The sequence below is a fragment of the Achromobacter sp. CF-sbj1-Ac2-l genome (assembly GCF_052698165.1).
This window is the reverse complement of record NZ_CP199855.1, coordinates 2,663,224-2,687,581: the sequence shown is the minus strand read 5'-3', so window position 1 is coordinate 2,687,581 and position 24,358 is coordinate 2,663,224. Positions and strand designations below refer to the sequence as shown.

Below are 24,358 nucleotides of genomic sequence, written 5' to 3'. Positions count from 1 at the left end.
TCAGGTGCATTGCCACAGATGCGCGCTGACGCGGCAGTGGCCGCACCAGAAGCTGTAGTTGCAGCCGCCGCTGCCCCACATCCAGTCGCCGCCGTCCGCCTGCGGCAGGTCGGAATCGAGCTGCATCGCGAACGACATGCGCTGGTCGCAATCCGGACAGGCGGGGTAGTCCGCCGACTGCACCCAGCTGGGCGGGCCGCCGACACGGCTCAGGTTCTGGCGGCCGTTGGAATCGCCCCAGTCCTGCCAGGCCCAGCGCGACGGGGCCTGGAACAGGGCCACGTCGGCCTCGCGCAGCGGTTCGGCGGGAAACTCCGGCGTCACCGGCTCGGCCCGGCGCTGCGACGGATGCGCTTGCGGCGCGCCGTCGCCGTCGTGTTGGAAGAAGAGGATCGGGCCGTCCTGTTCCCACCCCTGGCACGACAGGCAGGTGGCCAGCGTCAGCGGTGTGGCGCAATCGATACCGGCCACCTCGGGCCGCGGCAAGGTCAACAGGCGATGCAAGGGTCCATGGCACAGGCCGCAGGCGGCCGCGAGCGCGCCGCCCATCCGGCCCGCCGTCACGGTGGCCATCGGCGACGCGGGATCCGGCGCCGGCGAACCCCAGGTGGGATGCAGGCGCTGGATCTCGCGCCGCCACGCGGGTTGCGAGGCCGTCATCTGCTTGCGTTGCGCCGCGTCGAAACGGATGTGCAGGGGCTGCTCGCCATGCAGCGCGCGCGCCTGGCCGCCGTCGTCGGCATAGCCCACTTCCATCAGCCAATAGATGGCGTCGGGATCCACGCCTCCCCCGAAGCCCTGGCGCCAGGCGCGCGACACCGTCCGCGGCTGGCGCGAGTGCAACAGGGCGCGGGCGCGTAGTTGGTCCGGGGAATCCGCTTCGATCGTCGGCGGCAGTTGCGCCAGCCACGCCCGCGCCGTCTCGGCGTCCAGCGCGCGCCACGCCCGGTCGATATTGAAACGCGGGCCGCCCGCGCCGGCTTCCGCCATGGCCAGCAGCGCCGGCCAGTGGCCCGCGAACAACTGCGGCCATTGCAGCGCGGCTGAATCCAGCACTTCCGCCACGCCTTCCGAGGCCGGCCCGCGCAGCGCCCGCTGCCACGCCTGCCGCAACGTGGCGGCATAAGTGGCGTCGTCCATCAGGTCGAGCGCGGCGTCGATGAAGGTGGCGTGCTTGAGGCCGCGATCCAGGAACCGCGTGACCAGTTCCCCCAGCGCCGCCGGGTCATCGCGGCGCAGCCGCAACACCTGGCCCATGGGGTCGTTGTTCGTCCAGCCCAGCCGCTCAAAGGCGTCGACGATCTGCGCCGGCGACAGCGCGGCCTGCGCGGCCATCTTGTCGTTGCCGTCCGTCATGCCGGCTCCTTGCGGCCGGCGCTGGCGAATTTCTTCCAATCCTCGTTCTCGACCAGCGTCGAGCGGAACACGCGCAGTTTCTCGCAGCCCTTGATCGACTTCAGCACCTTCTTGACCTGGTCGCACACGGTGGCGGGCAGCCACGGGCTGAGCGTGACGCGCTTGATGGTCGCGGGTGCCACCGGAATGCGCAGCACCGGCGTATCGCGCGTCCTGCGGCAGACGAACAGGCGGAATTCCTTTTCATCGCGGAAGGCGTGGCGCTTGAGGAACGGCAGGTCGGCCTCGACGGGCGGCTGCTCGCGCAGCGACTTGATGGTGCGGTACTGCACCGCCTCGGCCCGCAGGTCGGGCACGGCTTCGACCTGCTCGATCAGCTTTTCCTTGTCGAACTCGATGCAGACCCCGCCGCTGCCGTGGGAGAACACGCGCCAGTGGTGATAGGTCTCGGAGGCCTCGGCCAGGCACAGCGCATAGATGCCGAGCAGGCGCTTGGCGCGGGCGTATTCCTCGATGTAGAACGAGTCGTTGCGGTCATCCCACGCCTTCGGATTGAGCAGCGCCAATTCGCCCGTCTGCAGGTAGTCGATCAGGTAGGGAAGCTCGGTGTATCTGCGCAACGAGGTGGCCAAGGCGGTGCTCCGGTGTGTACCCAGCCGCCAGTCTACCCGCATCGCCGCCGGCACGACGTTACACTGGCCCCTTGGCAAAAAGGAGACTCCATGCAGCAGAACAATGGTGAAGGAAGGCAAGCTCCCCGGCGTCACGCGCCTACCAGTCAGCGGTTCTGGTACATCGTCCTGGCGGGCACGCTGGTCACCCTCAGCTATGACCTCATGCCGCTGCTGCGCGGGCAGCTCTCGCCCCTGCTCAAGCTGATCATTCCCGGGCTGCTGCTGGCCGGGCTGTACCGTGGCAGCGAATGGGCGCGATGGCTGCTGATGGTATCGTTGCTGGGCTTTGGCGTGCTGGTCATGTACCTGACGACCTCGCTGATGCCCTACTCGATCGACATCTGGCTGCACCGCTTTGTGTGCAGTGCCGCCATGATCGCGACGGGGCTGTACCTGGCGCTGGCCAGGAAGGACTTCCAGCGCTATTGCAGCTACGTGGCGTTTCGCGACGGCCCCAAGGCCGCGGCCAGGAAGCGGGCCGCCGCCGACGCCCGCCGCTAGCGCCCGGCACGCCAGGGCGCATCGACCGTCAACCGCTCACGCCGGCAGGCCGGCGCTTCCCGGCGCGTTCAGCGCAACGCGGTCTTGAAGAACGCGACCACCGCCGCGTTGAAGTCACGGTGCCACGCCGCGCGGTCGAAACCCGGCGCGTCGCGGCAGATCGCCGGCGCGGCCTCGGCCTGCGCGGCCGAGCACGGCGCCAGGAACGCGAAGTGCCCGGCGCCAGCCACCGGGCGGAACTCGGATGCCGGCAACCCCTCGCGCACCGCCTCGACACTGGCCGGCGTGACGCCGTCGCCGCCCCGCTCCGAGGCCCACAACTGCACCGGCATCGACACCGCCTTGAGCGCATCCGCGCCGAACGCGTTGAGCGGGTCGGCGATGACCAGCGCCCTGATGCGCGCATCCTTCACATAGGGTTGCGCCGGCACCTTGCCGTCGCGGATGTCGCGGCACATCGGCAGTGACGGTTCGCCGCCGCAGAGCGCCAGGCCGCGCGTGAAATCGGGCGTCGCGCCGGCCAGCACCAGGCCGGTGTAGCCGCCGCGCGAAAAGCCGAAGAAACCCACCGCGCCGTCCAGTTGCGCCCGCTGCGGCCAGGCGCCGGCCAGGTAGTCGATCAGCCGCTTGATCTCGCGCGGCCGGGTCGAGAAGATCGACAGATAGCCCTGGCGCGAGCGGTCCACCGCGTTGTCGCCGACATGGTTGATCGCCGCCACCACGAAGCCGGCGTCCGCCAGCGCCGCGGCGGTGTCGTGATGGCCCAGGTACGAGCCGGCCGATCCGTGCGACATGACGATGAGCGGCTTGCGCCCGTCGCTCATCGGACAGTCCGGCGTCGCCGCGAGGGTGACGCGGCCGATGGCCACTTCCCTTGGCGGCGCGGCGCACGGATACCAGATGCCGCCCTGCAGGGCCGGGCCGTTCATGTCCATCGGCAGGTTCAGGCGCTGGAACCCCGCGGCGTGAACGCCGCCCCCGAAGGCGAACGACAGGACGAGGCAGCAGCGCAGGAAGGTCTTGAACATGGAATCGCAAGGAAATGGCGGCTTCGCGCCGCCGCGCCGGCCGCCCGAAAAGAATTTCATCCTAAACCTCCTCGATCACCGCCGTGGGCGCGAACGGCGTGCCCAGCCCCAGCGCGCGATAGATGCGCTCCAGGATGCGCTGGCGCCGCGTCGGCCTGCCCATGCGCCAGCGCGTGTCCAGGATCAGCAGCGGCAAGGCGACGCAAAGCCAGGCCACCAGCAGAAACACGAACGCCACCGCGGCCAGTTCGGGCGCCGTCTCGCGACTCGACGGCGAATCGGAGGAGGACAGCACCGCCACCACCACCAGCCAGCTCACCAGGAGCAGGATCGCCAGCAAAGACAGCATCGGCACGCGCTGCCTCAGGCCCACGCCCACGGGCGCGATGTCGGTGAAGGCGGCGCGGAAATAGTGGTGGCAGACATAGACGCGGCCGTCTTCCAGGTTGCGCAGGCCGTAGACCAGTTGCTCGGGCCCCGCGCCGGCGATCTGGCCGGCATAGGCGGCCACCTCCACCTGGTCGCCTTCGGCCAGGAACGGCAGCGCGTCGCCGAAATTCTCGGCGACGTACATGATGAAGCGGCGCGCGCCCACCTGAAAGCGATAGACGCCATAACTGGGCGCGGTGCGGACCGACGGCCTGGACTCGTGCGTCAGCGACGCCAGGACGCCGCGTATCAGCAGGATCTCGGGCGACGCGTCGGCGATCAGCGTCTCGCCCTCGCCTTGCGGGTGCGAGACGGACGCCTGCGCCGTCGGCGCGACGTGCCGCACGGGGGTCTGCAGCAAGTCGCGGTACAACGCTTCGCTGCGCAGGATCGCCGCCCGATGCCGGCGGTTGTCCCACAGGCCGTAGAGCGAGTAGCCAGCCAGCAGCACGGCAACCAGTGCCACCGTCAGCGCCAGCACAAGCAACAGCACCTGCGCGAACGACGACAGGTCCAGCAGGCTGGCGCCGGCGCCGGCCACCGCGGCCACGGCCAGGCTGATGCCGATGCCGCGCCATCCCCGGCGGCGCTGATCGACGTAATAGCGCGGCGGGATGCCCTGGCCCTGCCCCGCGTTCAACCAGGAAAAATGACGCAATCCCCGAGGGCCGCCTTCGAGCACGCCGACGCGCACCGGCGTGGCCTGTTGCCGCAAGCCCTGCAGCGTGCGGATATCGGCCGGGTCGTCGAAGGTGCCGTTGACCGCCACGCCGTTGACCCGGAACCACACCTGGCCGCGGACGAAAGGCACCGCGACCCGCATCGCGTCGATGCGGCCTTCGACCGTTGCGGCCACCGTGTTCGTGCGTCTGGACATGCGCGCTGACGGGCCGCAACGCGGGCGGCCAATGTTGGAAAGCGCCCAGCATACCGCAAGCCGCGGCGGGCTCGGGAATGTGCGATCATCGACGGTTGCGAGCCGCTCCGCCAGCCGCCGCGACACCACGCGGGCCGGAGCCGGCCACCGAGACCGCCATGACCAATCACTTCGAAAGCCCCTTCAAAGGCAAGCTGCTCTCCGACGACGTCACCAACAGGAACATCAAGGTCGGCCGCTACAGCTACTATTCCGGCTACTACCACGGCCATTCGTTCGACGACTGCGCGCGCTACCTCATGCCGGACCGCGACGATGTGGATCAACTGATCATCGGCAGCTTCTGCTCCATCGGCTCGGGCGCCGCCTTCATCATGGCGGGCAACCAGGGCCATCGGTACGACTGGGCGTCGTCGTTCCCGTTCTTCTACATGAGCGAAGTGCCGGCGTTCGCGCAAGCACGCGACGCGTTCCAGAAGGCCGGCGACACCGTCATCGGCAACGACGTCTGGATCGGTTCCGAAGCCATGATCATGCCCGGCATCACGATCGGGCACGGCGCCGTGATCGGCAGCCGCGCCCTCGTCACCCGGGACGTGGAGCCCTACACGATCGTCGGCGGCAATCCCGCCAAGCCGATCAGAAAGCGCTTTGCCGATGACGATATCGACTTGCTATTGGAAATGCAGTGGTGGGACTGGCCCGAGGACAGGCTGGCCGGCGCCATGCCCCTGCTGTGCTCGGGCGATATCAAGGGCCTGCACCGGTATTGGCGCGACGGCGTCACAACGGCGCCGCGGCCGGCATGAAGCCGCCGCCGCGGATCACGTGCAGCCATCGAGGGCGGCTGCCGCCATCGACCTTCCTGCGCAGGCGGCGCATGGCGATCGCCACCGCCTGGCACTTGACGTGCCCCGCGCCCAGGCCCGGCGCCTTGGCCTGCCAGACCGATTCGGCCAATTGCCAACTGGAGAACACCGCGCCCGGGCTGCCCATCAGCATGGCGAGCAGCCCAAACTCCTTCGGCGTCAACAGCAGTGGCTCTCCATCCCGGTAGGCGCGGCAGCGCAACAGGTCCAGCTCCAGGTCCGCGAAGTGCAGCCTGTCGCCGGACTCGGGAATGCATGTCAACAGGACGTGCCCCATGACCGCGGATGCCCCGATGCCGCGGGCGCGGCTATCGGCGGCTCTCGTTCTGGCGCTGCACTTCGGCCTGGTAGTCCGGGCCCGAACGCAGGCGCACGTATTCCGAGAACGCCGCCTTGTACTCGGGGCTGTAGATGTCCGGCGTGGCCTCGCCGCGCCAGAACCGGTCCACGCCCGCCCGCTTCCACAGCGCCAGGTCGGCCAGCACCTCGGCGCGCGAGAGCGACGCGCCGTAGGGGCTGGTCAGGGCCGTGGACGGCGCCTGCTGGGCCAGCGCCGTACCGGAAACGCCCGCCGCCAGGGCCAGGATCAGTGCGGTTTTACGAAGAATCTGCATGCTTCACTCCTATGAATCGTGGGGGGTAGTGCACGGGATTCATTCTAGGAAGGCGATGCAGACAGAAAGCGTATAAGCGGATTACGTTTTTGAAATATTTGACTAGAGCAAGGCACTGGCCTAACAAGATTTCCAACAAGACAAAGGTCGTAAAGCGCTATTATCACGTACACCTATCATCAAAGCACCAAAAACAGCTTTACCAAAAACCAAATCCATATCAAAAGATCGAATCCACCAAAGCGGGATTACACTAAGCCTCCAAACAACAACTTATCAGTCAAAAAATTACATGCTCACCCAAAGCAAGTATGATGAAATTTTTAAGAGCAATAGGAAAGTCCACAAGAAGGCTCTTAAACAAGCCTATGAAATAAGAAAATTCGAGATAGATCTTTATTGGAAAAGAGCCGCATATTTCTGGACGTTTATTGGCGTCGCGTTTGCGGGTTATGCCGCCGCATACAGCACCGAAACCAAAGGACATGCATATACCCTTGCAGACAAAGAGCTTTTATTAATAATAATTTCTTGCATAGGGGTAGTTTTCTCAGTTGCCTGGCATTACGTCAATAAGGGCGGGAAATTCTGGCAAGAGAACTGGGAGAATCACGTCGAACTCTTAGAGAACGAAATATTCGGCCCCCTCTATAAAACAATAGCTAAAAGACCAAAACGCGCCAGTATTTCATGGAAATCCATCTCCGACCTACTCACCAAACCGGAGCCGTTCTCGGTATCAAAAATAAACCAAATTGTCAGCACATTCACCGCCCTCATCTGGATATCGATGCTTGTCAAATCCAGCTTACCAATTTGCTTCGAAGCATGCTTCGTTGATTACAAAAAAGCTGTTCCAATATCATTGACTATCGCGACATGCTTGGCAATTCGCTTTGCAGGAAAAAGCCACCAAGACTCACACCACCCGACAGTTAGCGGTCGAACAGCAACAATTGAGGTTGAAAAACCTGCCTCCAACAGCATTAAGAAATAGCCAATAAGAAAAAGCGCCACGGACACCGTGGCGCTTCGGGATCGCGAAGATATCGCGCGGTGCTTACCGCACCTTCCCTTCCTTCCAGGCCTCCAGCAGCTTCTCGTACGCCACCGTTTCGCCCTTGGGCTTTTCATTGGCCAGCTTCTTCCACGGCGCGTGCTGGTCCGACAGCCACTTGTTCGGATCGCCCTTGGCGTTCAGCTTGGGCGCGCATTGCGCCATGCCGGCCCGCTCCAGCCGCGCCATCACCTGGTCCATTTCGTTGGCCAGGTTGTCCATCGCGGCCTGCGGCGTCTTTTCGCCGGTGACGGCGGTGGCGACGTTCTTCCACCACAGTTGCGCCAGCTTGGGATAGTCGGGCACGTTGTTGCCGGTCGGCGTCCAGGCCACCCGCGCCGGGCTGCGGTAGAACTCGATCAGGCCGCCGTAGTTGGCCGCGTTCTTGCTGAAGTAGTCGCTGTGGATGTCGCTGTCGCGGATGAAGGTCAGGCCGGTGATCGACTTCTTCAGCGACACCGTCTTGGCCGTGACGAACTGGGCGTAGAGCCAGGCGGCGGCCATCTTGTCGGGGTTGGTGGACTTGAAGAAGGTCCACGAGCCCACGTCCTGGTAGCCGTTCTGCATGCCGTCCTTCCAGTACGGACCGTACGGCGACGGCGCCATGCGCCATTTGGGCGTGCCGTCCTCGTTGACCACCGGCAGGCCCTTCTTGGTCATGTCGGCGGTGAAGGCCGTGTACCAGAAGATCTGCTGGGCGATCTGGCCCTGGGCCGGCACCGGACCGGACTCCGAGAACGTCATGCCCATGGCCTGCTGCGGCGCGTACTTCTTCATCCAGTCTACGTACTTGGTCAACGCATAGACCGCGGCCGGGCTGTTGGTGGCGCCGCCGCGCGCCACCGAGGCGCCCACCGGCGTGCACTTGTCGTCGGCCACGCGGATGCCCCACTCGTCCACCGGCATGCCGTTGGGCAGGCCCTTGTCGGCGGCGCCGGCCATCGACAGCCACGCGTCGGTGAAGCGCCAGCCCAGCGACGGGTCCTTCTTGCCGTAGTCCATGTGGCCATAGACCTTCTTGCCGTCGATCTCCTTGACGTCGTTGGAGAAGAAGTCGGCGATGTCCTCGTAGGCGGACCAGTTGGTCGGCACGCCCAGCTCGTAGCCGTACTTGGCCTTGAACTTGTCCTTCAGGTCCTGGCGCGCGAACCAGTCGGCGCGGAACCAGTAGACGTTGGCGAACTGCTGGTCGGGCAACTGGTACAGCTTGCCGTCCGGCGCGGTGGTGAACTTGGTGCCGATGAAGTCCTTCAGGTCCAGGCCCGGGTTGGTCCATTCCTTGCCGGCGCCGGCCATGTAGTCGGACAGCGGCAGGATGGCGCCGTAGCGGTAGTGGGTGCCGATCAGGTCGGAGTCGGAGATCCAGCCGTCGTAGATGGACTTGCCCGACTGCATCGAGGTCTGCAGCTTCTCGACCACGTCGCCTTCCTGGATCAGGTCGTGGTTGACCTTGATGCCGGTGATCTCGGTGAAGGCCTTGGCCAGCACCTTGGACTCGTACTCGTGGGTGGTGATGGTTTCCGACACCACGTTGATTTCATTGACGCCCTTGGCCTTGAGCTTGGCGGCGGTCTCGATGAACCACTTCATCTCGGCCATCTGCTGGTCCTTGGACAGGGTCGACGGCTGGAATTCCGAATCGACCCACTTCTTCGCCTCCGGCTCGCCGGCCCAGGCCCCTGACGTACCGATCAGGGCGATGGCGGCCGCCATGGCGTGCATGCGCAATTTCATGACCTGTCTCCTCGATAAGTCCTCCCCTGGGGTGCTGCGGACTTCTGGCCGGGGAAGACACTGGCCGATCGTCCTTCCAAACCGCTGATATCGCGCGGGGTCTGCGCCCCGTCAGCCTTTCCTCATGATGAAGGCCAGCAGCAGCATGGACAGCACGAAGCTGATCCACACCGATGGCGGCTCATCCAGCGAAAACCATTCCACCGCCTTCTGCCCGAATCCCAGGAACGCCAGGTTGAGCCAGGCCGCGGCCATCAGGCCGATGAAGAGGCGGTCGCCCCGGGTCGTGCGCAGCGGCAGGAAGCCCTTGCGCTCGACCGTGGGCGATTTCAGTTCCCAGACCGTCATGCCGACCAGCATCAGCACGATGCAGGAGAAGAACACGGCGACGGGGGTGGTCCATACCATCCAGCTCAACATGTTGCGCCCTCCCCCCTCAGACCCGGCCCATCGCGAAGCCCTTCGCGATGTAGTGCCGCACGAACCAGATGACGATGCCGCCGGGCACGATGGTCAGCACCCCGGCCGCCGCCAGCACGCCCCAGTCCATGCCCGAGGCCGAGACCGTGCGCGTCATGGTGGCGACGATGGGCTTGGCGTTGACCGAGGTCAGCGTGCGCGCCAGCAGCAGCTCGACCCAACTGAACATGAAGCAGAAGAACGCCGCCACGCCCACGCCCGACTTGATCAGCGGCAGGAAGATCGTCAGGAAGAAGCGCGGGAACGAATAGCCGTCCACGTAGGCCGTCTCGTCGATCTCGCGCGGCACGCCGGACATGAAGCCTTCCAGGATCCACACCGCCAGCGGCACGTTGAACACCAGGTGCGCCAGCGCCACCGCCAGGTGCGTGTCCATCAGCCCGAACGAGCTGTACAACTGGAAGAACGGCAGCAGGAACACCGCCGGCGGCGTCATGCGGTTGGTCAGCAGCCAGAAGAACACGTGCTTGTCGCCGATGAAGCGGTAGCGCGAGAACGCGTACGCCGCCGGCAGCGCCACCGCCAGCGAGATGACCGTGTTGATGACCACGTAGATCAGCGAGTTGATGTAGCCCGAATACCAGGCCGGATCGGTGAAGATGGTTCGGTAGTGCTCCAGCGTGAACTCGCGCGGCCACAGCGTCAAGGTGCTGACGATCTCGGTATTGGTCTTGAACGACATGTTCAGCATCCAGTACAGCGGCAGGATGGCGAACACCAGGTACAGCGCCAGGAAGGCGCCGCGCCACCAGGTCGATTGCTCACGCATTGGCGCGCTCCTCGTCGAAACCGCCGGTGGTGCCGGCGCGCTGCATCCAGTTGTACAGAATGAAGCAGAGCAGCAGGATGATCAGGAAGTAGATGATCGAGAACGCCGCCGCCGGGCCCAGGTCGAACTGGCCCACGGCCTTCTGCGTCAGGTACTGCGACAGGAAGGTGGTGGCGTTGCCCGGCCCGCCGCCGGTCAGCACGAACGGCTCGGTGTAGATCATGAAGCTGTCCATGAAGCGCAGCAGCACCGCGATCATCAGCACGCCGCGCATCTTGGGCAGCTGGATGTAGCGGAACACCGCCAGGCGCGAGGCGCCATCGATGCGCGCGGCCTGGTAATAGGCGTCGGGAATGGCGCGCAGGCCGGCATAGCACAGCAGCGCCACCAGCGGCGTCCAGTGCCAGACGTCCATCACCAGCACCGTGACCCAGGCGTCGAGGTCGTTGCCGGTGTAGTTGTAGTCCACCCCCAGCCACGACAGCGTCGCCCCCAGCAGGCCGATGTCGGTGCGGCCGAACACCTGCCAGATGGTGCCCACCACGTTCCACGGGATCAGCAGCGACAGCGCGATGATGACCAGCACCGCCGAGGCGCGCCAGCCGCTGGCCGGCATCGACAGCGCCAGCAGGATGCCCAGCGGGATCTCGATGGCCAGCACCGCCAGCGAGAAGCCGATCTGGCGCAGCAGCGCGCCGTGCAATTCCTCGTCCTGCAGCACGGCGGCGAACCATTCGGTGCCGACGAACACGCGGCGCTCGGGCGAAATGATGTCCTGCACCGAGTAGTTGACGATGGTCATCAGCGGCAGGATGGCCGAGAACGCCACGCACAGCACCACGGGCAGGACCAGGAACCAGGCCCGGTGATCGATCGGTTTCATCGGATCAGCTCCTCGTCGCGGTAGAAGCAGGTATGCGGATTGAGCGCCGACAGCCAGACCGTGGCGCCGGGCGCGATGGATGCCGCGTCGGTGCCCAGACGGGCGCGCAGCGGCGTGCCCTCGAAGTCGGCCAGCAGCAAGGTGTAGGTGCCCACGTCCTGCACCCGCTGGACCGTGGCCGGGATGGCGCCAGGCGCGTTGGCGTCGGCCAGGCGCAGGTATTCCGGGCGCACGCCCAGCTTGACCGGGCCGGCGTCGGCCAGCCGGGTCGCCATCGCATCCGGCAGGCCGTCGACGCGGCGCTGGCCCACCATCAGGCCGCCGTCGCGCCATTGCGCCGGCAGGAAGTTCATGCCGGGCGAGCCGATGAAATGGCCGACGAAGGTATGCGCCGGCCGCTCGAACAGGTCGTCGGCGCTGCCCACCTGCACCGCGCGGCCGCGCGCCATCACCATCACCTGGTCGGCGAAGGTCAGCGCCTCGGTCTGGTCGTGGGTGACGTAGATCAGCGTCAGCTTGAACTCGTGGTGGATTTCCTTGAGCTTGCGGCGCAATTCCCACTTCAGTTGCGGGTCGATCACGGTCAGCGGTTCGTCGAACAGCACCGCCGACACGTCGTTGCGCACCAGGCCGCGCCCTAGCGAGATCTTCTGCTTGGCGTCGGCCGTCAGGCCGCTGGCGCGGCGCTCCAGCACGTGCGACATCTCCAGCATCTCGGCGATGCGGCCGACGCGCTCGCGGATCTGCTTGGCGGGCACGCCACGGTTGCGCAGCGGAAACGCCAGGTTCTCGGCCACGGTCATGGTGTCGTACACCACCGGGAACTGGAACACCTGGGCGATGTTGCGCGCCTGCGGCGTCTTGTGGGTGACATCCTGGCCGTCGAACAGGATGCGGCCGTGCGAGGGCCGCAACAGGCCCGAGACGCAATTGAGCAAGGTGGTCTTGCCGCAGCCCGAGGGACCCAGCAAGGCGTAGGCGCCGCCGTCGCGGAAGGTGAACTTGAGCGGCAGCAGCGCGTAGTCCTCGTCGGCCTGGGGATTGGCGACGTAGGAATGGGAGAGGTCCAGCTCGATCTGCGCCATCAGGCGATCCCTCCGCTGGCGTGGGGTCGGGCGGGGGCCGCCAGCAAGGCGCCGTCGGCGCCGAAGGCGTAGGTCTGGGCCGGGTCGAAGTACAGCGTCAGGCGCTGCTCCAGCGTGTAGCGATGCACGCCCGGCAGCTGCGCGACCACGTCGCCGGCGGCCGTCTCGGCGTGCACGAAGGTGTCGGACCCGGAGATCTCGGCCAGCTTGACCACGCCGTCCAGGCCGATGTGGCCAGGGCGCGGCGCAATGTCCAACGCGCCCGCCCGCAAGCCGGCGGTGAGCGCCCCGCCCGCGCCCGGCGGCAGTGGCCGCGCGACCGCGATGCCGCCCTGCAGCGTGAAGCCGTCGGCGTCGCGCTGCGCGGCGAACAGGTTCATGGGCGGATCGCTGAAGGCGCGCGCCACCCGGATCGAATTGGGCCGGTGGAAGACCTCGGCGGTCGGGCCGTACTGCAGCAGTTCGCCCGCGTCCAGCACGGCGGTGTGGCCGCCCAGCAGCAACGCTTCGCCCGGCTCGGTGGTGGCGTAGACCACGGTCGAGCGGCCCTCGGCGAACAGGGCCGAGAGCTCGTCGCGCAGTTCCTCGCGCAGCTTGTAGTCCAGGTTGACCAGCGGTTCGTCCAGCAGGATCAGCGGCGCGTCCTTGACCAGGGCCCGCGCCAGCGCCACCCGCTGCTGCTGCCCGCCGGACAGTTCAGAGGGATGACGGGCCAGCAGGTGGTCGATGTGCAGGCGCGCGGCCATGGCCCCGACCTTGTCGGCGATACCCGACGCGCCGCGCAGCTTGAGCGGCGAGGCGATGTTGTCGAACACCGTCATGGACGGATAGTTGATGAATTGCTGGTACACCATGGCGACGTTGCGCTGGCGCACCGGCACCCCGGTCACGTCGACGCCGTCGGCCAGCACCCGGCCCTCGGTGGGCCGGTCGAGCCCGGCCATGATGCGCATCAGCGATGTCTTGCCCGCCAGGGTCACCCCCAGCAACACGGTCATGGCGCCCGGCACGGGGGCCAGGCTCATGGGATACAGGTGCGTCTGCGAGCCGGCTCGCAACGCAATCCTGTCCAGGGTCAGCTGCATCTGGTCTCCTCTGCCTTTAATACGTCCCCGGTTTATCAACCGGACTTCGGTACATCGGGTACAGCGGCCCTGCGAGCGCGCAAGAACGCGCCGGTTCGGGTTTTTCTTTCAGATCGCTTTCGTTTTTTGTGCGTTTTACTCAAGAAGCGAAAAAAATACAATCTTGCAGCGCGTCATTATTTTTCGCTTTTGTTGTTTTATGATGCGACTGTGACACTCCATACGCCAACATGACACTCAATCCCAGACAAAGCGCCTTGATCGAAATGGTGCGGGCCCAGGGCTCGGCCACGATCGAAGAGCTGGCCAAACGCTTCGACGTCACGCTGCAGACCGTGCGGCGCGACGTCAACATCCTGTCCGAAGCCGGCCTGCTGTCGCGCTTCCACGGCGGCGTGCGCATCGAAGCGTCGACCATCGAGAACATCGCCTACCGCAAGCGCCAGGGGCTGCACGCGGCCGGCAAGCAACGCATCGCCGAGGCCGTGGCCCGCGCCGTGCCCGATGGCTGCTCGCTGATCCTGAACATCGGCACCACCACCGAGGCCATCGCCCGCGCCCTGCTGCGCCATCGCGGCCTGCGCGTCATCACCAACAACCTGCACGTGGCCGACATCCTTTCCGACAACCCGGATTGCGAAGTCATCGTCGCCGGCGGCGTGGTGCGTTCGCGCGACCGCGGCATCGTCGGCGAGGCCACCATGGACTTCATCCGCCAGTTCCGGGTCGACATCGGCCTGATCGGCATTTCCGGCATCGAGGCCGACGGCACGCTGCGCGACTACGACTTCCGCGAAGTGCGCGTGGCCCGCACCATCATCGAACAGTCGCGCGAAGTGTGGCTGGCCGCCGACAGCAGCAAATTCAAGCGCCAGGCCATGGTGGAGCTGGCGCACATCTCGCAGATCGACCGCTTCTTCACCGACGCGCATCCGCAGGAACCGCTGGCGCAAGTGCTGCTGGACGCCGGCGTGCGCTGCGAAGTGGCCGCCGCGCCGAACGCGGCCAAGGTATCCGCCTGACCGGCTTGACCCGGACCGGAGCAAGGCGCTTGCGCCCCGCCCGGCCGGCACGAAAAGAAACGAACACCGCACCGAACCCTAGCGGCCCCGCCGCCCCACGCATATGAACCAACCGCTCGCCACCGTCACCCCGCCCGACCGCAACCGCCTGCTGGCGCAACTGGACAACACGCCCGCCTGGGACGTGATCGTCATCGGCGGCGGCGCCACCGGCCTGGGCACCGCCGTCGACGCCGCCAGCCGCGGCTACCGCACCCTGCTGATCGAGGCCGCCGACTTCGCCAAGGGCACCTCCAGCAAGGCCACCAAGCTGGTGCACGGCGGCGTGCGCTACCTGGCGCAGGGCAACATCAGCCTGGTGCGCGAAGCGCTGCACGAACGCGGCCTGCTCAACCGCAACGCGCCGCACCTGGTGTGGCCCCTGGGCTTCGTGGTGCCGGCCTACAACCTGCTGGACCAGCCCTTCTACGGCATCGGCCTGAAGATGTACGACATGCTGGCCGGCAAGCTCAACCTGTCGCCCAGCCGCTGGCTGTCGCGCCGCGACACGCTGGCCAACGCGCCGACGCTGGCCGAGAACGTCAACGGCCGCGGCCTGAAGGGCGGCGTGCTGTACTACGACGGCCAATTCGACGACGCGCGCCTGGCGCTGAGCCTGATGCGCACCCTGTTCGACCTGGGCGGCACGGCGGTCAACTACGTGCGCGCCACCGGCCTGACCACCACCGGCGGCAAGGTCGACGGCGTCACGGCGCAGGACGCGCTGGGCGGCGCCAGCTTCACCTTGCGCGCGCGCTGCGTCATCAACGCCACCGGCGTCTGGGTCGACAGCGTGCGCCGCATGGAAGACAAGAACGCGCCCACCATGGTGGCGCCCAGCCAGGGCGTCCACCTGACGCTGCCGCACGACTTCCTGCCCGGCAAGCGCGCCATCCTGATCCCCAAGACCGACGACGGCCGCGTGCTGTTCGTGGTGCCATGGAACGGCCACACCATCGTCGGCACCACCGACTCGCCGCGCAACGACCTGCCGCTGGATCCGGAAGCCGGCGCCCAGGACGTCGATTTCATCCTGAGCACCGCCGCGCGCTATCTCAGCCGCAAGCCGACCCGCGACGACGTCACCAGTGTCTGGGCCGGCCTGCGGCCGCTGGTCAAGGCCACCGGCGACGCCGCCACCAAATCGCTGTCGCGCGAGCACACCATCCTGGTGTCGCAGGCCGGGCTGGTGACGGTCACGGGCGGCAAGTGGACCACCTACCGCCGCATGGCGCAGGACGTGGTCGACACCGCCATCCAGCACCAGTTGCTGACGCAGGCCAGTTGCCGCACCGAGTCGCTGGCGCTGCATGGCGCCAACGGCCTGGCGCCGTCGCAGGAACACGCCGGCACGCCGGACAGCTACTACGGCAGCGACCTGACCACGCTCAAGGCCCTGCCCGGCGCCGAGCGCATGCTGGTCAAGAGCAGCGGCCTGTCCGAAGCCCACGTGCGCTTCGCCGCGCGCTTCGAACTGGCGCGCAGCGCCGAGGACGTGCTGGCGCGCCGCAACCGCGCGCTGTTCCTGGACGCAGAGGCCGCCATGCTGGCCGCGCCCGAAGTGGCCCGCATCCTGGCCGAGGAACTGGGCCACGACGCCGCCTGGCAGCAGCGCACGCTGCAGGAACTGGCCGGCGTCGCCGCGCACTACCGCCTGAAATGACGCGCTGAAAAGTGACGCGCCGACAATCGACGCGCTGAAGCCGCGCGCCCGGGGCGCGCCGTGATTGTCCGCACCCGCAACGCCGCACCCGCAACGCCGCGCCGGCATGGCGCGGCGTTGTCGCATGGCGCCGGAGCCTGTGCAAGGCGCCTTGCAGGGAAAACAGGCCCTAGGGCACGCGCAGCGGACTGGACTGGATCATGGTCTCGAACACGCGCAGCAGGTCCGGATCGCACTTGGCCCCGGCCTCGCGGTTGAGGATGCGCATGATCTCGGCGTGCGTGCGCGCCGGATGATAGGGCCGCGCGTCGCCCAGCGCATCGTAGGAATCGGCCAGCGAAATGATGCGCGCGTGCAGCGGGATGTCGTGCCCCGCGAGTCCGTCGGGATAGCCCGAGCCGTCGAAATGCTCGTGATGATGGCGCACCGCCAGCGCGATGCGCTCGCGCTGGGGCATGTTGCTGTGCAGGATGATGTCCGCACCCACGGCGGCGTGCGACTTCATGATCTCCCAATCCTCTTTTTCGAGGCGCTTGGGCGAGAACAGCACGCGATCGGGGGTGCCGATCTTGCCCACGTCATGCAGGCGGGCGGCCACGGCCACGGCGTGTTGGTCATCTTCGTTCAGGCCGCAGGCCCGCGCCAGCGCCACGCTCAGCGCGACGACGCGGTGGCAATGGCGGCCGGTGGCGGCGTCGCGGGCCTGCATCGCGGCGAACAGCGCCGCTTCACAGGATCCTGCGGCCTGCGCGGCAGGCGCGCTTGGGGGGACATCTGGAGGCATCGGTCTTGGCGCGCGCGGTTGCAACGGAACCGCGCGCCTGTGTCAGAAAGTATCAATTCTGACACAAGCACGTACCGTTCCGACAACACGCCGCGCCCCTGGACGTGGACGCCCGTAACCATGCCCTGCCTTGCGTTCAGGCCCGCAGGCGTTCCAGCAGCGCCTGCGCCACGCCGACCGACGATGCCGGATTCTGCCCGGTGATCAAGAGGCCATCGGAGACGATGTGCGGTTGCCAGTCGGCGCCCTTGCTGTAGAGGCCGCCCAACAGCGCCAGCTCGTCTTCCACCAGGAATGGCACGACGGCGGTCAACTGCACCGCCGCCTCTTCCGTGTTGGAAAAGCCGGTCACCTGGCGGCCCTGCACCAGCGGCTTGCCGTCGGCGGTCTTGGCGTGGCGCAGCACGCCCGGCGCGTGGCAGACCGCCGCCACGGGCTTGCCCGCCGCCAGCATGGTCTCGATCAACGCCACCGACTTGGGGTCTTCGGCCAGGTCCCATAGCGGGCCGTGGCCGCCGGGATAGAACACCGCGTCGTAATCGGCGGCCTGCACCTCGGCCAGCCGGCGTGTGCTGGCCAGGCGCCGCTGCGCCTCGGCATCCTGGCGGAAGCGGCGCGTGTCATCGGTCTGGGCGTCGGGATCGTCACTCTTGGGATCGAGCGGCGGCTGCCCGCCCTGCGGCGAGGCCAGTGTCAGCGTGGCGCCCGCGTCCAGGAAGGCGTAGTACGGCGCGGCGAACTCCTCCAGCCAGAAGCCGGTCTTGCGGCCGGTGTCGCCCAGCGTGTCGTGGGAAGTCAGCACGATCAGGATATTCATGTTGCGCTCCTCATGTTGCGTTCCTATTCATCCGGCCCGACGCGCACGATGCGCTTGCCGGCGTTCTCGCCCTTGAGCAGGCCCATCAGCCCGCGCGGCGCATTCTCCAGGCCATCGACCACGTCTTCGCGGTACTTGATGCGGCCGTCGCGCAGCAGCTCCTGCATGGCCGCGCGGAACTCGCCGAAACGCGGCGCGTATTCGTTGAAGATGATGAAGCCCTGCATCTTGATGCGCTTGGTCAGGATGGTGCGCATCAGCAGCGGCAGGCGGTCGGGGCCGTCGGGCAGGCTGGTGGCGTTGTAGGCCGAGATCAGGCCGCATACCGGCACCCGCGCGCGCGGATTGAGCAGCGGCAGCACGGCGTCGAACACCGCGCCGCCGACGTTCTCGAAATACACGTCGATGCCCTGCGGCACCGCCTTGGCCAGCAGGTTGGCCATGGCCGGATCGCGGTGGTCGATGCAGGCGTCAAAGCCCAGTTCCTCGACCACGTAGCGGCACTTGTCGGGGCCGCCGGCGATGCCCACCGCCTTGCAGCCGTGGATCTTGGCCAACTGGCCCACCACCGCGCCGACCGCGCCGCTGGCGGCGGCCACCACCACGGTTTCGCCGGCCTTGGGCTGGCCGATGTCCAGCAGGCCCATGTAGCCGGTGAAGCCGGGCATGCCCAGCACGCCCAGCGAATACGACGGACGCTCGGGCGCCGAACCCAGCTTGAGCAGGCCGCTGCCGTCGGAGACGGCGTAGTCCTGCCAGCCGGACTGGGACAGCACCCACTCGCCCACCGGATAGTCGGCGTGGCGCGAGGCCACCACCCGGGCCACGGTGCCGCCCACCATGGGCTGGCCGACCTGCACCGGCTCGGCGTACGAAGGCGCGTCGCTCATGCGGCCGCGCATGTAGGGATCGAGGGAAAGATAGACCGTGCGCAGCAGCAGTTGGCCCGGCCCGGGTTCGGGGACCGCGCCGGTTTCCAGGCGGAAATCGCTGTCGGCGGGTTCGCCGCTTGGCCGCGAGGCCAGGACGATGCGGCGGTTGAGGGAGGACGATTGCGGCATGGCGTGCTGACTCCTTCTGTTCCGATCAGCTCATTACACCACCTCCGCCGGCCGGCCCGCCCGCCAACCCTGCCAGCCGCTGCCCTTTTAATTAATTAAGTATTTAATTAGAATCTGCCTCATGCCTGCCAAGCCATCCCCCGCGCGCCGTCCCGGCCGCCCCGCCCGCCCCGACAGCGCCGCCGTGCGCGACCAGTTGCTGGACATCGCCACCGACCTGTTCGCCACCCAGGGCGTGGCCGCCACCCGCCTGGCCCACATCGCCGAACGCGCCGGGTTCACCTCGGCCATGCTGCACTACTACTTCAAGAGCCGCGACCAGTTGCTGGACGCGGTGGTGCTGGAACGCGTGGTGCCGGTCATCGGCTACGTCTGGAGCCCGGTGCCGCAGACGGCGCGGCGCCTGGACGGTTCGGCCGACACGGCGCGCATCGTCATCACCGAGATCGTCTCGCGCATCGTGCGCTGCGGCACCGACCGCCCCTGGCTGCCGTCCTTGTGGATGCACGAGGTCGTCAACGAAGGCGGCCAGTTGCGCGAGCGCGTGCTGCGCCACCTGCCGGCCCAGCGCCTGCAGGTGTTCGCCGGCCTGATCGCCGACAGCCAGCGCGCCGGCGCCATCACCCCGGGCGTGGAGCCGCGGCTGGTGTTCCTGTCGATCCTGGGCCTGACGCTGCTGCCGCTGGCCACGTCCAGCCTGTGGCGCCGCATCTGGCAGAACGATCCGCAGGTCCAGGCCATCGACCACGACGCCATTGCCGCGCACGCCATCGCCATGCTCACTGGCGGGCTGTTTTCCCCGCCGGCCCCGGGGCCCGAGGCCCCCGGCACGCCCGCCGCGCCGGCACAGCGGACCCGGCGCGCCAAGCCGGCCGCCACCACCGAACCGCCCGCCACAGGACGCTGACCATGCGCACCCCTTCCCTCCCGCGCTATGCCCTGCCCGTCGCCGCCGCGCTCGGCCTGTCGCTGCTGGCCGCCTGCGGCAAGCGCGACGATGCCGTCTACCAGGGCTACGTCGAGGGCGAGTATCTCTACATCGCCTCGTCCGAGGCCGGCCGGCTCGACACGCTGTCGGTGCAGCGCGGCCAGCAAGTCGCCGCCGCCGCGCCGCTGTTCGCGCTGGAGGCGACGCGCGAAATCGCGGCGCGCGACCAGGCCGGCGCGCAGTTGGCGGCGGCCAGCGCGCAGTTGGAAGACATCGCCACCGGCAAGCGGCCGCCCGAGGTCGATGTCGCCCGCGCCCAACTGGCCCAGGCCGAGGCCGCCAGCCGGCGCTCGGCGGCGCAACTGGCGCGCGACACCGCGCAGTTCCGCGCCGGTGGCGTGGCGCGGGCGCAACTGGACGACAGCCGCGAGCAGGCCCGGTCGGACGCGGCCCGGGTGCGCGAGCTGCGCGCCCAACTGGAAGTGGCCAACCTGCCCGGCCGCCAGGACCAGCGCCGCGCCCAGGCCGCCCAGGTCGAGGCGGCGCGCGCGACGCTGGCGCAGGCCGACTGGACCCTGGCGCAGAAACGCCTGGCGGCGCCCACCGCCGCCCTCGTTTTCGACACGCTGTACCGCGTGGGCGAATGGGTGCCGGCCGGCAGCCCGGTGGTCAGCCTGCTGCCGCCCGGCAACATCAAGGTGCGCTTCTTCGTGCCCGAAACCGTGGTCGGCGCGCTCAAACCCGGGCAGCAGGCCACCGTGCGCTGCGACGGCTGCGGCGACCCCGTGCCGGTGCGCATCGACTACGTCTCGCCGCAGGCCGAGTACACGCCGCCGGTGATCTACAGCCGCGAAACGCGCGGCAAGCTGGTCTACATGGTCGAGGCCCGCCCCGCGCCGGATGCGGCCACGCGGCTGCATCCGGGCCAGCCGGTCGAGGCGGCGCTGCAATGAACGGCGCCCCCGCCCGCCCCGCCGCCGAGCCCGGCTACGTCATCGACGTGCACGGCCTGAACAAGCACTTCGGCAACAAGCACGTGGTCAACGACGTTTCGCTGCAAGTGCGCGAAGGCGAGATCTTCGGCTTTCTCGGCCCCAACGGCAGCGGCAAGACCACCAGCATCCGCCTGATGTGCGGCCTGCTCACGCCCGACTCGGGCAGCGGCACCTGCCTGGGCTACGACATCCTCAAGGACAGCGCCGAGATCAAGCGCCACGTCGGCTACATGACGCAGAAGTTCTCGTACTGGGACGACCTGACCATCCGCGAAAACCTGGACTTCGTCGCCCGCATGTACGGCATGCCGAACCGCCGCGAGACCGTTGACCGCGCGCTCGAGGACCTGGGCCTGCAGACCCGCGCCAACCAGCTCACCGGCGCGCTGTCCGGCGGCTGGAAGCAGCGCCTGGCGCTGGCCGCCTGCCTGCTGCACGAGCCGCGCCTGCTGCTGCTGGACGAGCCCACCGCCGGCGTTGACCCGACCGCGCGGCGCGACTTCTGGGAACAGTTGCACGAGCTGGCCGCGCGCGGCATTTCGGTGCTGGTCAGCACCCACTACATGGACGAGGCCGAGCGCTGCCACAAGCTGGCCTACATCTCGTACGGCAAGCTGCTGATCCAGGGCACCGCCGACGAAGTCATCGCCCAGCAGCGCCTGACCACCTGGGCCATCCACGGCCATGACCTGGTGCCGCTGGCGCAGCGGCTGCGGGGCGCGCCGGGGGTGGACCAGACCGTGGCCTTCGGCACCGCGCTGCACATCAGCGGCCGCGACGCCGCCGTGCTCGAACGCACCTTGCGAGACGTCGTGGCCGGCCAGGACCTGCGCCTGGAACGCATCGACACCAGCCTGGAGGATGTCTTCATCTACCTGATGAACCGCTCCGACGACAACTACGCGAGCGCGGCATGAGACGCCACCTGGAGGGTTTCTCGTGGTCGCGCTGGTGGAGCATGGTGCTCAAGGAATTCCTGCAGCTGCGGCGCGACCGCATCACCTTCGGCATGATCGTCGGCATCCCGATCATGCAACTGGCGCTGTTCGGCTACGCCATCAACACCAACCCCAAGCAACTGCCGACCGCCGTCATCGTGGCCGACCACAGCCCGTTCACCCGCAGCTTCGTGGCGGCGATGACCGCGTCCGACTACTTCGACATCGTCGAGACCCTGCCCGACGAAGAGGCCGGCCGCGCCGCGCTGGCGCAGGGCCGGGTGCTGTTCGTGCTGACCATTCCACCGGACTTCTCGCGCCAGTTGCTGCGCGGCGAGCGGCCGGCGCTGCTGATCGAGGCCGACGCCACCGACCCGATGGCCACGGGGCTGGCGATCGGCTCTGCCACCCAACTGGCGCAGGCGGTGGCGCGCAAGGACCTGACCGGCCCGCTGGCGCACCTGGCCGGCGGCCAACCGCCGTTCGACGTGCGCGTGCACCAGCTCTACAACGAAGAACAGATCTCGCAATACAACACCGTGCCCGGCCTGATGGGCGTGATCCTGACCATGACGCTGGTGATGATGACCGGCCTGGCCATGACGCGCGAACGCGAGCGCGGCACCATGGAAAACCTGCTGGCCATGCCGGTGCGGCCGCTGGAGGTGATGACGGGCAAGATCGTGCCCTACATCGCCATCGGCCTGATCCAGTCCACCATCATCCTGCTGGCGGCGTATTTCGTGTTCCACGTGCCGTTCCTGGGCAGTTTGGTGACGGTGTACCTGGGCGCGCTGATCTTCGTGGCCGCCAACCTGACCGTCGGCATCACGCTGTCGTCGCTGGCGCAGAACCAGTTGCAGGCGATGCAACTGACGATGTTCTATTTCCTGCCCAACATGCTGTTGTCCGGCTTCATGTTCCCGTTCCTGGGCATGCCCAAATGGGCGCAGTACCTGGGCAACCTGCTGCCGCTGACGCACTTCAACCGGCTGATCCGCGGCATCCTGCTCAAGGGCAACGGCTGGTGGGACCTGTGGCCCGCCATCTGGCCCATGCTGCTGTTCACCGTGGTCGTCATGACCGCCGCCGTGAAGTTCTACCGCCGCACCCTGGATTGAAGGCCGCCATGCCCCGCCCCCACCTGCCCTTCGCCCGCCGCGCCGCGCTTGTGGCCGCCTGCGCCCTGTTGCCCGGCTGCGCCGTCGGACCGGACTTCGAGCGACCCGCCGCGCCGCCGGTCGCCGCCTACACGTCGCCGACCGACAGCGCCGCCCCCGCCAGCGGCGCCCAACCGCGCCTCACCGGCGCCGACATCCCGGCCCAATGGTGGCGCCTGTTCCGCTCCGATGCGCTGGACACGCTGGTGCGGCAGGCGCTGGAGGCCAGCCCGACCCTGGAACAGGCCCGCGCCCGGCTGCGCCAGGCCGGCGAGGATCTGAACGCTGAGACCGGCGGCCGCCTGCTGCCGGCCGTCAACGCCAACCTGTCGGCCACCCGGCAGAAGGTCGATCCTTCCGCCTACGGCGTGCCGGTGACCGAGCAGCCCGCGCCGTTCACGCTCTACAACGCATCGATTGACGTGTCCTACACGCTCGATGTGTTCGGCGGCAACCGCCGCGCGCTGGAGGGGCTGGCGGCGCAGGTCGACTACCAGTCGCACGAACTGCAGGCCGCGCGCATGACGCTGGCCGCCAACGTCGTGACCACCGCCATCCGCCAGGCCGACCTGGCCGCGCGCCTGGCCGACACCCGCGAGCTGCTGGCGGCCCAGCAGCGCCAGCGCGACATCATGGCGCAGCGCCTGCGGGCCGGCGGCATCGCCGAGGCCGACCTGCGCAACCAGGAACTGCTGCTGGCGCAGACCGCCGCGACCGTGCCGCCACTGGAATACCAACTGGCCCAGGCCACGCACCAGTTGGCCACCTACCTGGGCCAGCCGCCCGCCGCCTGGCAGGCGCCGCCGCTGCGCCTGGCCGACCTGGCGCTGCCGGCCGAGATTCCCACCGGGGTGCCGTCGGCGCTGACCCGCCAGCGGCCCGACATCCTAGCCGCCGAGGCCCTGCTGCACCAGGCCTCGGCCAACGTCGGCGTGGCCACCGCCAACCAATACCCGCGCTTCACCCTGACCGCCAGCTTCGGGTCGCAACGCACCCGGGCCGGCGATATCACCGATGGCGTCAATGTCTGGAACCTGGGCCTGGGCCTGGTGCAACCGCTGTTCCATGGCGGCGAACTGCGCGCCCGCAAGCGTTCGGCCGAGGCCGCCTACGAGGCGGCGGCGGCCGGTTATCGGCAGACCGTGCTGGATGGTTTCCGCCAGGTGGCCGATGCGCTGCGCGCGGTGCAGGCCGACGCCCGGGCGTATGACGCCTACGACACCGCCTGGCGTCGCGCCGACGACGCCGCGCGCATCGCTGACGCGCGCTACCAGGCCGGCGGCATCAGCCACCTGGCCCTGCTGGACAGCCAGCGCCAGTTGCTGCAGACGCGCATCGCCCGCGGCGCGGCCGACGCGGCGCGCTACGCGGACACCGCCGCCTTGCTGCAGGCGCTGGGCGGCGGCTGGTGGAACGAGCCGCCGGACAGTCTGGCCACTCCCGCCCGCTAGCCCGCAAACCCGCGCCAATACATACATTGCCCGGTCATGTCCGAGAATTCGGGTCAGAA

The 24,358-nt window shown here is 67.9% G+C and carries 25 protein-coding genes; 10 read left to right on the top strand and 15 right to left on the bottom strand.

Annotated elements, in window-relative coordinates:
* Positions 1-1,356: a hypothetical protein gene (locus ACUDCK_RS12340; protein ID WP_244976890.1), complete on the bottom strand. Its 1,356-nt coding sequence runs from the start codon at positions 1,354-1,356 to the stop codon at positions 1-3.
* The gene (locus tag ACUDCK_RS12335; RefSeq protein ID WP_244976891.1) at positions 1,353-1,988 is read right to left on the bottom strand and encodes a DUF2971 domain-containing protein; all 636 of its coding nucleotides are present in this window, start codon (positions 1,986-1,988) and stop codon (positions 1,353-1,355) included. The genes ACUDCK_RS12340 and ACUDCK_RS12335 overlap by 4 nt, the downstream gene beginning before the upstream one ends.
* Positions 1,989-2,078: 90 nt before the next feature.
* Here ACUDCK_RS12335 and ACUDCK_RS12330 point away from each other — a divergent pair, with 90 nt between their 5' ends.
* Positions 2,079-2,531 carry a hypothetical protein gene (locus tag ACUDCK_RS12330; RefSeq protein ID WP_054502712.1) on the top strand — a complete coding sequence of 151 codons (453 nt, stop codon included), beginning with the start codon at positions 2,079-2,081 and terminating at the stop codon, positions 2,529-2,531.
* 68 nt (positions 2,532-2,599) lie between these two features.
* Here the strand turns inward: ACUDCK_RS12330 and ACUDCK_RS12325 are convergent, their stop codons facing one another.
* Together ACUDCK_RS12325 and ACUDCK_RS12320 are read right to left on the bottom strand one after the other, a co-directional pair.
* Positions 2,600-3,559: an alpha/beta hydrolase family protein gene (locus ACUDCK_RS12325; RefSeq protein ID WP_175167392.1), complete on the bottom strand. Its 960-nt coding sequence runs from the start codon at positions 3,557-3,559 to the stop codon at positions 2,600-2,602.
* 61 nt (positions 3,560-3,620) lie between these two features.
* Positions 3,621-4,865, bottom strand: a complete 1,245-nt coding sequence (locus tag ACUDCK_RS12320) for a hypothetical protein (RefSeq protein WP_445659312.1) — start codon at positions 4,863-4,865, stop codon at positions 3,621-3,623.
* Positions 4,866-5,023: 158 nt separating this feature from the next.
* Between ACUDCK_RS12320 and catB the strand changes: the two genes are divergently transcribed.
* Positions 5,024-5,674: a type B chloramphenicol O-acetyltransferase gene (gene catB / locus ACUDCK_RS12315; RefSeq protein ID WP_054502714.1), complete on the top strand. Its 651-nt coding sequence runs from the start codon at positions 5,024-5,026 to the stop codon at positions 5,672-5,674.
* Here the strand turns inward: catB and ACUDCK_RS12310 are convergent.
* Positions 5,649-6,011 (bottom strand): winged helix-turn-helix domain-containing protein, encoded by a 363-nt coding sequence (locus tag ACUDCK_RS12310; RefSeq protein ID WP_175167393.1) that lies wholly within the window; start codon positions 6,009-6,011, stop codon positions 5,649-5,651. The two genes, catB and ACUDCK_RS12310, sit on opposite strands and share 26 nt — an antisense overlap.
* 31 nt (positions 6,012-6,042) lie before the next feature.
* A complete protein-coding gene (locus tag ACUDCK_RS12305; protein WP_054431309.1) occupies positions 6,043-6,348 on the bottom strand; it encodes a DUF4148 domain-containing protein in 306 nt (101 codons plus the stop codon).
* A gap of 292 nt (positions 6,349-6,640) precedes the next feature.
* On the opposite strand from ACUDCK_RS12305, the gene ACUDCK_RS12300 reads away from it, so the two are divergent.
* The gene (locus ACUDCK_RS12300) at positions 6,641-7,345 is read left to right on the top strand and encodes a RipA family octameric membrane protein (RefSeq protein WP_156330757.1); all 705 of its coding nucleotides are present in this window, start codon (positions 6,641-6,643) and stop codon (positions 7,343-7,345) included.
* Between the two features lie 63 nt (positions 7,346-7,408).
* Here the strand turns inward: ACUDCK_RS12300 and ACUDCK_RS12295 are convergent, their stop codons facing one another.
* The 6 genes from ACUDCK_RS12295 to ACUDCK_RS12270 all read right to left on the bottom strand — a co-directional run bounded on the left by ACUDCK_RS12295 (position 7,409) and on the right by ACUDCK_RS12270 (position 13,441).
* A complete protein-coding gene (locus ACUDCK_RS12295; protein ID WP_054502716.1) occupies positions 7,409-9,139 on the bottom strand; it encodes an ABC transporter substrate-binding protein in 1,731 nt (576 codons plus the stop codon).
* Between the two features lie 111 nt (positions 9,140-9,250).
* Entirely contained in the window at positions 9,251-9,559 is a 309-nt protein-coding gene (locus tag ACUDCK_RS12290; RefSeq protein WP_054502717.1) for a DUF2160 domain-containing protein, read from the bottom strand.
* A 16-nt stretch (positions 9,560-9,575) separates the two neighbouring features.
* Positions 9,576-10,388: a carbohydrate ABC transporter permease gene (locus ACUDCK_RS12285; protein ID WP_020927431.1), complete on the bottom strand. Its 813-nt coding sequence runs from the start codon at positions 10,386-10,388 to the stop codon at positions 9,576-9,578.
* Positions 10,381-11,271 (bottom strand): carbohydrate ABC transporter permease, encoded by an 891-nt coding sequence (locus tag ACUDCK_RS12280; protein ID WP_006385278.1) that lies wholly within the window; start codon positions 11,269-11,271, stop codon positions 10,381-10,383. Before ACUDCK_RS12280 ends, ACUDCK_RS12285 begins: the two co-directional genes overlap by 8 nt.
* Positions 11,268-12,356 carry an ABC transporter ATP-binding protein gene (locus ACUDCK_RS12275; protein ID WP_116793180.1) on the bottom strand — a complete coding sequence of 363 codons (1,089 nt, stop codon included), beginning with the start codon at positions 12,354-12,356 and terminating at the stop codon, positions 11,268-11,270. The genes ACUDCK_RS12280 and ACUDCK_RS12275 overlap by 4 nt, the downstream gene beginning before the upstream one ends.
* The gene (locus ACUDCK_RS12270; protein ID WP_175167394.1) at positions 12,356-13,441 is read right to left on the bottom strand and encodes an ABC transporter ATP-binding protein; all 1,086 of its coding nucleotides are present in this window, start codon (positions 13,439-13,441) and stop codon (positions 12,356-12,358) included. The genes ACUDCK_RS12275 and ACUDCK_RS12270 overlap by 1 nt, the downstream gene beginning before the upstream one ends.
* A gap of 230 nt (positions 13,442-13,671) precedes the next feature.
* On the opposite strand from ACUDCK_RS12270, the gene ACUDCK_RS12265 reads away from it, so the two are divergent.
* A complete protein-coding gene (locus ACUDCK_RS12265; protein WP_054502720.1) occupies positions 13,672-14,463 on the top strand; it encodes a DeoR/GlpR family DNA-binding transcription regulator in 792 nt (263 codons plus the stop codon).
* 103 nt (positions 14,464-14,566) lie between these two features.
* The gene (locus tag ACUDCK_RS12260; protein ID WP_175167395.1) at positions 14,567-16,165 is read left to right on the top strand and encodes a glycerol-3-phosphate dehydrogenase/oxidase; all 1,599 of its coding nucleotides are present in this window, start codon (positions 14,567-14,569) and stop codon (positions 16,163-16,165) included.
* A 169-nt stretch (positions 16,166-16,334) separates the two neighbouring features.
* Here ACUDCK_RS12260 and ACUDCK_RS12255 read toward each other — a convergent pair whose 3' ends face one another.
* The 3 genes from ACUDCK_RS12255 to ACUDCK_RS12245 all read right to left on the bottom strand — a co-directional run bounded on the left by ACUDCK_RS12255 (position 16,335) and on the right by ACUDCK_RS12245 (position 18,827).
* Positions 16,335-16,949 (bottom strand): HD-GYP domain-containing protein, encoded by a 615-nt coding sequence (locus ACUDCK_RS12255; protein WP_054502722.1) that lies wholly within the window; start codon positions 16,947-16,949, stop codon positions 16,335-16,337.
* A 136-nt stretch (positions 16,950-17,085) separates the two neighbouring features.
* On the bottom strand, positions 17,086-17,766 hold the full coding sequence (locus tag ACUDCK_RS12250; protein WP_054502723.1) for a type 1 glutamine amidotransferase domain-containing protein: 681 nt from the start codon (positions 17,764-17,766) through the stop codon (positions 17,086-17,088).
* A 23-nt stretch (positions 17,767-17,789) separates the two neighbouring features.
* Complete coding sequence (locus tag ACUDCK_RS12245) at positions 17,790-18,827, bottom strand: NADP-dependent oxidoreductase (protein ID WP_064528071.1); 1,038 nt, start codon at positions 18,825-18,827, stop codon at positions 17,790-17,792.
* Between the two features lie 121 nt (positions 18,828-18,948).
* On the opposite strand from ACUDCK_RS12245, the gene ACUDCK_RS12240 reads away from it, so the two are divergent.
* The 5 genes from ACUDCK_RS12240 to ACUDCK_RS12220 are packed head-to-tail and all read left to right on the top strand — an operon-like array spanning position 18,949 to position 24,299.
* Complete coding sequence (locus tag ACUDCK_RS12240; protein ID WP_175142424.1) at positions 18,949-19,734, top strand: TetR/AcrR family transcriptional regulator; 786 nt, start codon at positions 18,949-18,951, stop codon at positions 19,732-19,734.
* A gap of 2 nt (positions 19,735-19,736) precedes the next feature.
* On the top strand, positions 19,737-20,708 hold the full coding sequence (locus tag ACUDCK_RS12235) for an HlyD family secretion protein (protein ID WP_064523332.1): 972 nt from the start codon (positions 19,737-19,739) through the stop codon (positions 20,706-20,708).
* A complete protein-coding gene (locus tag ACUDCK_RS12230) occupies positions 20,705-21,667 on the top strand; it encodes an ABC transporter ATP-binding protein (protein ID WP_049073409.1) in 963 nt (320 codons plus the stop codon). The genes ACUDCK_RS12235 and ACUDCK_RS12230 overlap by 4 nt, the downstream gene beginning before the upstream one ends.
* Entirely contained in the window at positions 21,664-22,809 is a 1,146-nt protein-coding gene (locus ACUDCK_RS12225) for an ABC transporter permease (RefSeq protein WP_054502728.1), read from the top strand. The genes ACUDCK_RS12230 and ACUDCK_RS12225 overlap by 4 nt, the downstream gene beginning before the upstream one ends.
* Positions 22,810-22,817: 8 nt before the next feature.
* Complete coding sequence (locus ACUDCK_RS12220; RefSeq protein WP_175167396.1) at positions 22,818-24,299, top strand: efflux transporter outer membrane subunit; 1,482 nt, start codon at positions 22,818-22,820, stop codon at positions 24,297-24,299.
* Positions 24,300-24,358: the final 59 nt, after the last annotated feature.

Coding starts and splice junctions, on each gene's coding strand:
- ACUDCK_RS12250 (WP_054502723.1), bottom strand. CDS start 17,766: ATGAATATCCTGATCGTGCTGACTTCCCACGACACGCTGGGCGACACC.
- catB (WP_054502714.1), top strand. CDS start 5,024: ATGACCAATCACTTCGAAAGCCCCTTCAAAGGCAAGCTGCTCTCCGAC.
- ACUDCK_RS12300 (WP_156330757.1), top strand. CDS start 6,641: ATGCTCACCCAAAGCAAGTATGATGAAATTTTTAAGAGCAATAGGAAA.
- ACUDCK_RS12280 (WP_006385278.1), bottom strand. CDS start 11,271: ATGAAACCGATCGATCACCGGGCCTGGTTCCTGGTCCTGCCCGTGGTG.
- ACUDCK_RS12325 (WP_175167392.1), bottom strand. CDS start 3,559: ATGTTCAAGACCTTCCTGCGCTGCTGCCTCGTCCTGTCGTTCGCCTTC.
- ACUDCK_RS12330 (WP_054502712.1), top strand. CDS start 2,079: ATGCAGCAGAACAATGGTGAAGGAAGGCAAGCTCCCCGGCGTCACGCG.
- ACUDCK_RS12305 (WP_054431309.1), bottom strand. CDS start 6,348: ATGCAGATTCTTCGTAAAACCGCACTGATCCTGGCCCTGGCGGCGGGC.
- ACUDCK_RS12320 (WP_445659312.1), bottom strand. CDS start 4,865: ATGTCCAGACGCACGAACACGGTGGCCGCAACGGTCGAAGGCCGCATC.
- ACUDCK_RS12235 (WP_064523332.1), top strand. CDS start 19,737: ATGCGCACCCCTTCCCTCCCGCGCTATGCCCTGCCCGTCGCCGCCGCG.
- ACUDCK_RS12240 (WP_175142424.1), top strand. CDS start 18,949: ATGCCTGCCAAGCCATCCCCCGCGCGCCGTCCCGGCCGCCCCGCCCGC.
- ACUDCK_RS12270 (WP_175167394.1), bottom strand. CDS start 13,441: ATGCAGCTGACCCTGGACAGGATTGCGTTGCGAGCCGGCTCGCAGACG.
- ACUDCK_RS12275 (WP_116793180.1), bottom strand. CDS start 12,356: ATGGCGCAGATCGAGCTGGACCTCTCCCATTCCTACGTCGCCAATCCC.
- ACUDCK_RS12340 (WP_244976890.1), bottom strand. CDS start 1,356: ATGACGGACGGCAACGACAAGATGGCCGCGCAGGCCGCGCTGTCGCCG.
- ACUDCK_RS12225 (WP_054502728.1), top strand. CDS start 21,664: ATGAGACGCCACCTGGAGGGTTTCTCGTGGTCGCGCTGGTGGAGCATG.
- ACUDCK_RS12285 (WP_020927431.1), bottom strand. CDS start 10,388: ATGCGTGAGCAATCGACCTGGTGGCGCGGCGCCTTCCTGGCGCTGTAC.
- ACUDCK_RS12255 (WP_054502722.1), bottom strand. CDS start 16,949: ATGCCTCCAGATGTCCCCCCAAGCGCGCCTGCCGCGCAGGCCGCAGGA.
- ACUDCK_RS12220 (WP_175167396.1), top strand. CDS start 22,818: ATGCCCCGCCCCCACCTGCCCTTCGCCCGCCGCGCCGCGCTTGTGGCC.
- ACUDCK_RS12260 (WP_175167395.1), top strand. CDS start 14,567: ATGAACCAACCGCTCGCCACCGTCACCCCGCCCGACCGCAACCGCCTG.
- ACUDCK_RS12230 (WP_049073409.1), top strand. CDS start 20,705: ATGAACGGCGCCCCCGCCCGCCCCGCCGCCGAGCCCGGCTACGTCATC.
- ACUDCK_RS12310 (WP_175167393.1), bottom strand. CDS start 6,011: ATGGGGCACGTCCTGTTGACATGCATTCCCGAGTCCGGCGACAGGCTG.
- ACUDCK_RS12245 (WP_064528071.1), bottom strand. CDS start 18,827: ATGCCGCAATCGTCCTCCCTCAACCGCCGCATCGTCCTGGCCTCGCGG.
- ACUDCK_RS12295 (WP_054502716.1), bottom strand. CDS start 9,139: ATGAAATTGCGCATGCACGCCATGGCGGCCGCCATCGCCCTGATCGGT.
- ACUDCK_RS12265 (WP_054502720.1), top strand. CDS start 13,672: ATGACACTCAATCCCAGACAAAGCGCCTTGATCGAAATGGTGCGGGCC.
- ACUDCK_RS12290 (WP_054502717.1), bottom strand. CDS start 9,559: ATGTTGAGCTGGATGGTATGGACCACCCCCGTCGCCGTGTTCTTCTCC.